This window comes from Arthrobacter sp. 05N425 (genome assembly GCF_056397125.1).
This window is the reverse complement of the sequence record NZ_JBFTMU010000025.1, coordinates 1-7,710: the sequence shown is the minus strand read 5'-3', so window position 1 is coordinate 7,710 and position 7,710 is coordinate 1. Positions and strand designations below refer to the sequence as shown.

8 protein-coding genes and 1 pseudogene are annotated in these 7,710 nt (G+C 60.6%); 1 reads left to right on the top strand and 8 read right to left on the bottom strand.

Annotation, left to right across the window (positions count from 1 at the left end):
- The 4 genes and pseudogenes from AC1DGE_RS16845 to AC1DGE_RS16830 form a co-directional block, all read right to left on the bottom strand.
- A pseudogene (locus tag AC1DGE_RS16845) lies at window positions 1-2,101 on the bottom strand (hypothetical protein); the annotation flags it as partial.
- A 100-nt stretch (window positions 2,102-2,201) separates the two neighbouring features.
- Complete coding sequence (locus AC1DGE_RS16840) at window positions 2,202-2,348, bottom strand: hypothetical protein (RefSeq protein WP_476917864.1); 147 nt, start codon at window positions 2,346-2,348, stop codon at window positions 2,202-2,204.
- A gap of 113 nt (window positions 2,349-2,461) precedes the next feature.
- Window positions 2,462-2,605 carry a hypothetical protein gene (locus AC1DGE_RS16835; RefSeq protein ID WP_476917863.1) on the bottom strand — a complete coding sequence of 48 codons (144 nt, stop codon included), beginning with the start codon at window positions 2,603-2,605 and terminating at the stop codon, window positions 2,462-2,464.
- Between the two features lie 835 nt (window positions 2,606-3,440).
- Window positions 3,441-3,761 (bottom strand): hypothetical protein, encoded by a 321-nt coding sequence (locus AC1DGE_RS16830; protein WP_476917862.1) that lies wholly within the window; start codon window positions 3,759-3,761, stop codon window positions 3,441-3,443.
- A gap of 422 nt (window positions 3,762-4,183) precedes the next feature.
- Between AC1DGE_RS16830 and AC1DGE_RS16825 the strand changes: the two genes are divergently transcribed.
- Window positions 4,184-4,483 carry a hypothetical protein gene (locus tag AC1DGE_RS16825; RefSeq protein ID WP_476917861.1) on the top strand — a complete coding sequence of 100 codons (300 nt, stop codon included), beginning with the start codon at window positions 4,184-4,186 and terminating at the stop codon, window positions 4,481-4,483.
- Here the strand turns inward: AC1DGE_RS16825 and AC1DGE_RS16820 are convergent.
- The 4 genes from AC1DGE_RS16820 to AC1DGE_RS16805 all read right to left on the bottom strand — a co-directional run bounded on the left by AC1DGE_RS16820 (window position 4,480) and on the right by AC1DGE_RS16805 (window position 7,333).
- Complete coding sequence (locus AC1DGE_RS16820; protein ID WP_476917860.1) at window positions 4,480-5,751, bottom strand: rolling circle replication-associated protein; 1,272 nt, start codon at window positions 5,749-5,751, stop codon at window positions 4,480-4,482. The two genes, AC1DGE_RS16825 and AC1DGE_RS16820, sit on opposite strands and share 4 nt — an antisense overlap.
- A 78-nt stretch (window positions 5,752-5,829) precedes the next feature.
- Window positions 5,830-6,849 (bottom strand): hypothetical protein, encoded by a 1,020-nt coding sequence (locus tag AC1DGE_RS16815; protein WP_476917859.1) that lies wholly within the window; start codon window positions 6,847-6,849, stop codon window positions 5,830-5,832.
- Window positions 6,849-7,088: a hypothetical protein gene (locus AC1DGE_RS16810; protein ID WP_476917858.1), complete on the bottom strand. Its 240-nt coding sequence runs from the start codon at window positions 7,086-7,088 to the stop codon at window positions 6,849-6,851. Before AC1DGE_RS16810 ends, AC1DGE_RS16815 begins: the two co-directional genes overlap by 1 nt.
- Window positions 7,085-7,333: a hypothetical protein gene (locus AC1DGE_RS16805; RefSeq protein WP_476917857.1), complete on the bottom strand. Its 249-nt coding sequence runs from the start codon at window positions 7,331-7,333 to the stop codon at window positions 7,085-7,087. Before AC1DGE_RS16805 ends, AC1DGE_RS16810 begins: the two co-directional genes overlap by 4 nt.
- Window positions 7,334-7,710 lie beyond the last annotated feature (377 nt).

Below are 7,710 nucleotides of genomic sequence, written 5' to 3'. Positions count from 1 at the left end.
AGGACTCACACACGACATTCTTGGAAAGACCATCGACGGAGACCACCCAGTTAGGACAACCACCACCGGAGGGACCAACCATCGGAGGGTTGATAACCCAGCCAATCGGAGCCGTGGTCACCGCCTTAGTTTTGAGAGCATCCGACCGTGTCTGAATGTCCGTCTTGGGAACGAAGGCTTCTTTTAGTGCACAGACGACCGGGTTTTTAACCCACTCCACAGGGTTCCAGGACCATGCAGGAGCGACGCACCCATCAGCCGGGGAAGTCCCGGTTCCGGGGAACGGGGAAGGGTTCGGAGTGGTCCCGGTTCCAGTCCCAGGCGCGGGAGTAGTCGGCGTGGAAGGGTCCACACCGGGGACCGGCTTAGGGTTGGCAGGGTTCCAGGGTTCCGGGTTCGCATCGACCGGGTTCCCATAATCATCGACACCAACCCATGTACCGGAGTTAGGGTCAAAAACGACGCCTACCTCAGTTTTGTAGCCGTTGGAGATAGCGCGGCAATCCGACGTCGGAACGGCATAAGCACCCCACTTGCACACCACACGCGAGGGAGACGTTGCAGAGATAGCCGGCCAATTCAAGCACTCAGTACGACCGACAACGCACTTGGAACCATCGACCCAAACATCGATAGTGCAGGTATTGAACGCGCAGCCGGGGTACTTGGCAATTTCAGCCGGTATCTCGCCGCCCTTATCGATGGTGGTTTTAGTCTGCCCACCGTCGCCGCTGGCCGTCACGTCATGCTTTACCAGCGCAGAACCGGCAGGGCAGGACGGAGACGCAGCCGCAGCGGTGCGAGTGACCGTCTTAACGAAGTCATAGGTGACGCCGTCCGAGGTTTTGCAGGTCCAGGACGTTGTGATCTGCGTGCTCTCAATGGTGTTGAGGTTCGCATCCGGGTTCCACCACTCCATGTAGTGCGCCGCCGACCACTGAGACGAATACTCCCAGTCCACCGAGGACTGTGGATTCTGATTACCGAGACGGATACGCAGGAGGGTCAACACCTTGCCGGGGTTATTCCCGGTGTTGCACATGCCGACCTTGTTACTGCCGTCAGCGTTCCAGGTAGAGCTCGAAGCGGAGAGGTTGCCGGCAATGCCGTACGGCTGGTTAGCAACGTTGACGGTTTTGCCGTCCTGGTCAATGCAATCGGCAATGAAGCCGGCACCGGCAGCGTTCGTAGGGTTGGTGAGGTCCGAACACGCCATAGACCACTGAGTTTTTCCCGGGTCCGTTCCCGGCTGGGAAGCCACAATTTCACCGCGTGAGTGCAGCGTGAGGTTATTCGAGCCCCGGTATTCGACCGCATAGGACTTGTAACAGCCCCGCGACATAGTCACCTCGTAGAAGGTATCCGGGGGAACCGGCTTATCGCTGGACCGCTGGCCGGTGATCTTAGCCCACAGATCAGCAAGGAAGGGCAAGGCTTCATCTGAGAACCAGTCCTTAGAAGCTGTCTGCCCCTCGGAGCCCTTGCCGCCGATGGAATCGCAGGAGTTAGCCCCGGTGAACTGGCCGCAGGAATCGATCATGAACTGAGTTTTGATCTCAGCAGCCGAACAGGTGCCCGACCCATCGACGCACGCCTGAGAAACACCCTTTGAGAGCGCAATTTCCTTGCGGTTATCGGGAGCCACGGACGTACTACCGATGCCGGCACCGATGAACGCCCCCAGGCGCAGACCGCCGAGCAGCTTGGACACGGTAGCGCCGGAAGCGCCGGCCCCGCCAACACCGTACGTCGAGGGAACCCGCACAACCGTTTGGCCCGGAGTAATGACCTTGCCGGACAGGACAGGCGAACCGGGGGACGGAACCCGGTTGCGGTACTGGTTCAGGTAATAGGCCGGCCCCGAGGTGGAGGGATTCACCGTGGGAGGGACAGGGAGTTTCGTGGAGGTGGGAACCTGCCCACCCTGCGTAGGCCGGAAGGCCCGCTTGTAGTAATCGAAGCTGTACTTATACTGCGGTGCGTTCGGGTTTTTGAGGTAGTCCCACCACGGATCACCAGCGGCAGCGGCAGGAGCGGCAAGAGCGACAGAGAGCAGCATAGCGAGGCCGGCAACAAAGACCGCCGAGAATGTGCGCCGCACAGGGACCACCTTTCAAAGCTGGGAGTTAATAAGGAAGTGGCCGGCTCCATACGCCTCTGGAAACGTATTGGGGAAGGAGCCGGCCACCGAGAGGCAAAACCTAGATTTTGCCGAGGACGCGCTTGCCGACGTTCCAGGCCACGAACGCGATTGCGACGCCGAACACGAGCGGCATGTTGGTGCTGATAACGCCGGTAGCCGTGGTAACTGCGGAGGCGAGCGAGTCGCCAACTGTTGCAGGAGGCATATTTCCCCCCTTCCGATAAACTCAGGAGCCCGGACCGGTGAACCTAGCTAATTCGTGTAGCTAGGTTCACCGGCCCGACTCGAAGGACCAGGACACCGGAGCGCCGGTATGCCCTAGATCTTGCCGAGAACGCGCTTGCCGACGTTCCAGGCCACGAACGCGATTGCGACGCCGAACACGAGCGGCATGTTGGTGGAAATAACGCCGGTCGCCTGCGTCACCGCATCGGACAGAGCGGTTCCTACTGCTGCACCCATTTTTCTAACCCCCTCTCAGAGATTCGTTGTGGCCCGGTGAGCTTATGCACGCCAGGAGTTGAACAGCGCCACGAGAGCGCCAAGAAGAAGGCCGGCCCCAATTGCAAGGCCGTAGGCCGTACCGAGTTCCGCATCCGTCGCCCACGTCACGACTTGCCGATCATGTGCATGAGCGCGAGCCCAAGGAGCGGGATAGCCAGGAAGCAAATGAAGGTAGCGGCAAAGCCCAACACGGGATAGACCAACTCAGATGCCGTCATTGGGAACCCCTACGGACGGCGCATCTGCGAGGTGAGCAGAGCGGCGAGGAAGAGGACGCACAACACCAGACCGATGGTTAGGCCCGTATATTGCACTGGTTCGAGAGAGACGACCGCCGGCCCGGATGGGACCGGGGACGAAGTGACTGTTACCGTCACCGTCGGTTCCGGGGTTGGTTCCGGGGTAGGCGTAGGGGACGTTGACGGCGGCACCGTCAAGCCGTTGTGCCCGTTCGCTTGCCATGAAATCAAGGAAGCGTGTGCCGGCCCGAAAATCTCGGACAACGGAAGCGGTAAAGACGATGGAGTATCCGACGAAGAAAATGCCGAAGAAAGTGAGAAGTACATCCATCACCGCCCCCAATTCAGGAACAACGCCAGAGCGACGAAGGAGACGAAGGGGACGGCCAGGACAACGAGAACGATCTTGGACGGCGGCTGTATACCGTCCATGCTGTTATGTTCCATACTGATACCAGCGTTTCTACGAGGTTGAGTCTCGGAAATTCGTCAGGGACCGGACTAAACCACCGGTCCCGCCCCATTTTTAGGGCAAAGAGAAAGCCGCAGCCTGACTAGGCTGCGGCAGAAGCGACGAGAGAAGCGACCTCGCGGACGACGTTGCCCCGGTCCTCGATTACCTTGACCCCGTAACCAAATTCGTTGGGGAAGACTTCGACCAGGAAATCCACGTCGTGACCGACAAGCGCCGCGAGAGCATCAGCCGAAATGTTGCCCCCATCATTCGGCAGAACGAGCTCGGAAAGGCCGGCCCCAGGCACAAGGACAGTCAGGATGTCCATGCTGTAGGGGAGGTTCGACTTCTTGCCGATGCCCTCGCGGTGGTCCACCTTGAAGACGGACCCTTGCACGTTGGCGAATAGACTTTTTGCCATTGTTACCACTTCTTCCAGTTGAGTTGAGAGAAGGACTACGGGAACCACCCCGGAGCCGCTGTGATGACCTTAACCCGGTTCCTGAGAGTTTGCCTAGTGTTTTGACGAAGCAATTTTTCCTTGACTTGCAGTAAGGCTACTTATGATCTATGGACGCCCCGGAGAAAGCCTCGCGGCGAGATATGGCACAGAGAACAAGCCGGGGCGCGGCAGCGCCGCTGAGGTGCTAAAAAGCAGCCGGGAGGACCGGCCAGGAGCGACGCCGGGGAGGTTTTTCAGCCGGCGTCGAGCATCGAACGGGTTCTACAGAAGGCCGGGGGAGTCCCAGCGAGGTTSTACCGGCGATTACCACAGCCGGGGACGGCGGAAATCACCTGTCAAGAATCATTGACGGCAAGGCATCTGTCAACTAAACTTGACGTATGGAGACCAAAGATAAAGCCCTCAAAGACATGACAGACCTTGCCGACCACATTCTGATGCTGCAAAACGAGCTAATCCGGTTCGTGGGGGAAGCCCGAGCCGACGGCGCAACCTGGGAGGAAATCGGCACCGGCTTGCAGATCAGCAAGCAGGCCGCACAGCAGAAGTACGCGAAATGGGTAAAGACCGAGCAACTAGGGTGCGGCCACTGTGATTGGACCGTCGCCTATCCCAAGTGGGACCAAGCCGGCGCAATGGAAGATTGGGACGACCACACCCAAAGCCACTACCAGGACTAGACGCACGAGAGCCAGCCGGCAAGAGCTTGAAGGACCGGCACAGCGTCATTGAGCAGCACCCAACCGCCATTTTGACCGCCGCCGCCGCCAAGCATGGAGCGCCGAAGCCGGGGAGCGCGGACAAGCGGCACCGGAACCGCACCGCGTGACCGCTTGACCGCGACCTCCCAGGCCCGAGCGCGTGCCAGCTTGCGCAATTCACGCCGCAAACGGTCGAAATCACGCTGCGTTACTTCCAGTTCAGCGAAGGCCGGCACGAGGCCGCAGAAGCCCCAAAACCGGCCAGGGCCGGCCCCCGGACGCTGCCACTTAGCCGGCACAATGTGTTGGTATTCCTTGCCGTCCTGAGACTTGGCAGAGTGGCCGGCAAAGTACATCGAGATTCGGCGCGGGTCCGAGAAGTCTTTACCGGAAAAATCAACACCGGTCCCCGCCGACAGGTGCCGACTGTATTCGGAATGCTCGCGTCCATCAGCGTCGATAGTGTCTACCTCGCGGGAAGCGCCGACCACATCAGCCCACGTCCGGGCAAGCCACGCCTCGAACGTCTCAGAGCCGACCAGGGCCGGCACCCGCATGAGCGCGTGCCAGTGCGGAGCGCCGCGCCGCTGAAATTCGAGCTTCCAGAGGTTCCGCCACGGACCCACGGCCCGGACGAAGCGACGCCGGAACACCTCGATAAGCCGCTTAAAGGCTTTACCGTCAGGCGCAAGCGGCTTCCAATCGCCCGGCAGCGTAAGCGTGACCATAGCAAGCGAGCCATCCTCGCGGGACCACCCGGAGTAGTCCAGGGACGCGAGTTTCTTAGTCATGTTCGCCCGAGACTTGGCAGACCAGCCGGTAATTTCAGACCGCGACGGCCCATCGAGGTCCGGCACATCATCGGAAATTTCACCAGTCTCCAAGTCGACTTGGAACGCGTTGAGCATATCGACGCCGGCAGAGCGCCGGCCCGGAGCCTCGGTAAGCGTCGTTTCGTGGCCGCTGTAATCCGTAGAGCGGCACGAAATGATGCCGGGGGAGATACCCACCCGGAACGTGCGCCCCTCCGTGAGCCCGGACAGACCATCGGGAGCGTATTCGAGCTGGGAGAGCGGAACGGCCAGGACGCCGGCCACCGAGTCACGAACAGCGACAATGTCAGCGAGGGACGCCCGAGCGGGTTCCTCGTAATCGTTGACCGCAGCGTAAAAAGCCGCATATTGGTCCAGGGCATTAAGCGTGTCGGAGACAATGTCTGTCTCGTGCGCTACCGTTGTTTCTGTCACCAGATCCTCAAATTCTGTCTGTGACTACGGCGGACCCCTACATTTCCAAGAGCGGGGGTCCGTCAGTCATTTAACCCATCAAACCAAATCGCCGGACGAATCCGGCCCCGGCACGCCGTCAGCCGGCGCAGCAGCAGCCGCCGCAGCCTCAGCAGCCGCCCGACGAGCAGCGCCGCGAGTGGCAGCAGGAGAGACGCACGAGCACTTAGCGCGGGTCCGGGTTCCGCCGCAGTGATCGCAAACGCCGGCGTCCGTCACCTGCCCGAGCTTCTCCACATAGCCGTGAGTGTCGTAGGCGCGTTCCGCCAGGGAGCCAGGACGCCAGAACAGCGACCGGACGAGAGGCTTGATTTTCTCGCGTTTCGCCAACGTCCATTCATCAAACGTGTTGGCATCGAAAGTCCGGGCGAACATCAGCCGGCGCGCGCCCCACATACGGCCCGAGGCGTGTGTGTGTTCGCCCGGAATCTCGCAGTTCAGGTATTCGAGCGTTTCACCATCGACGGACATTTCCTCGAGCGGGTGAGGTCCGGGGAAGATCACGCCGTCCTTATGCGGAACCGGCAAGGAACCTTGCGTCAGCGTGACCGCCTGAGACACCTCGCGGAGAACTTTGGAAGCACGAGCCCACGAGGGAGCCGTCCACCGGCAAATGACCTCGCGGCGCCGCAACTCTTGGAGGGAAGCTTTTACCCCGATGGGAATATCCGAGCCGGTGGAGGACGCCACAGCGCCGCCCACTTCATCGAGCAGCAAGTCCACATGCTCGGCAAAGATGATCTGTGAATAATCCGTCAGCGGAACGTACAGAGGGTGCGGAGCCCCGGACGGAGTGATAAACGGCATAGTCGAGAGGACACGGCGGGTGCCCGAGGTGCGCCCCTCAGCAGTGTGCAAATGGTCCTGGTTATCGCACGACCACTGAATCCCGCGCAGCGTCGGCAGCGTGTCCAAGGCCATGAGCAGACTTTTGCCGGCACCGTTGGGACCGATATAGCCGTGGATACCCATGCCCCGGCGTTTGAGCACAGCGCGCGGCTGGGGAGTGAGCAGCGGCCCCCGGTTGAGGCCGGCAACGATCGCGGAGCCTAGAGACATTACAGAAGCCCTTCTTTGGAAGTTTGCCGGCCCATCAGGGACGACTCGGAATTAGCGCCGGTAGAGCGCCGCCGCCCCAGGAAGAACCACACCAGGACGACGACGACAACCACACCGGCCACCAGGGACACCACCGGGGGAGCAGAGGACAGCACGAGCCCCAGGATGCTGAGAGAGAAGAACAGCAGCAGCAGAGCCGGCAGCAGCAAGACCCATTGAAGGAGAGATAGTTTCCTCATGCCTTAGTAGCACCGCCCCGGACGAGCCCGACCAGCACCCAGATAATCAGTGATGCACTGGCGAAGGTGCCACCGAGGGCAAAGACGACGGTAAACAGTCCGTACATTTCCGAAACGGGGAGGAAGTAGTTGATATCTGAAATCCACCCCAGATCGAGCCCTTTGGGGATGGGGTTTTTAGGCATCTGATCGAGGAACCAGCCACAGAGCCCGAACCACCAGTCGAGAATCGCATCCGTTACCACGAGCCACCCCCGAACGTGCTGCGTTCCTCCGGCCGCTTGCGCGTCCGTCCGGTACTCGACACGCGCCGGGGGACGGCCCCGGAGTAGCCGATCATTTCGACCCCGACGGAGTGACGCGGACAATCGGGATAAGCGCGTACCAAATCGACCGGAGAAGCGGCCACATCATCGCCGTTGCGACAATGCCGAACAACGGGCCCCGGACCCCGACAACAGCCGCGGTAAACGAGGACTCACACACGACATTCTTGGAAAGACCATCGACGGAGACCACCCAGTTAGGACAACCACCACCGGAGGGACCAACCATCGGAGGGTTGATAACCCAGCCAATCGGAGCCGTGGTCACCGCCTTAGTTTTGAGAGCATCCGACCGT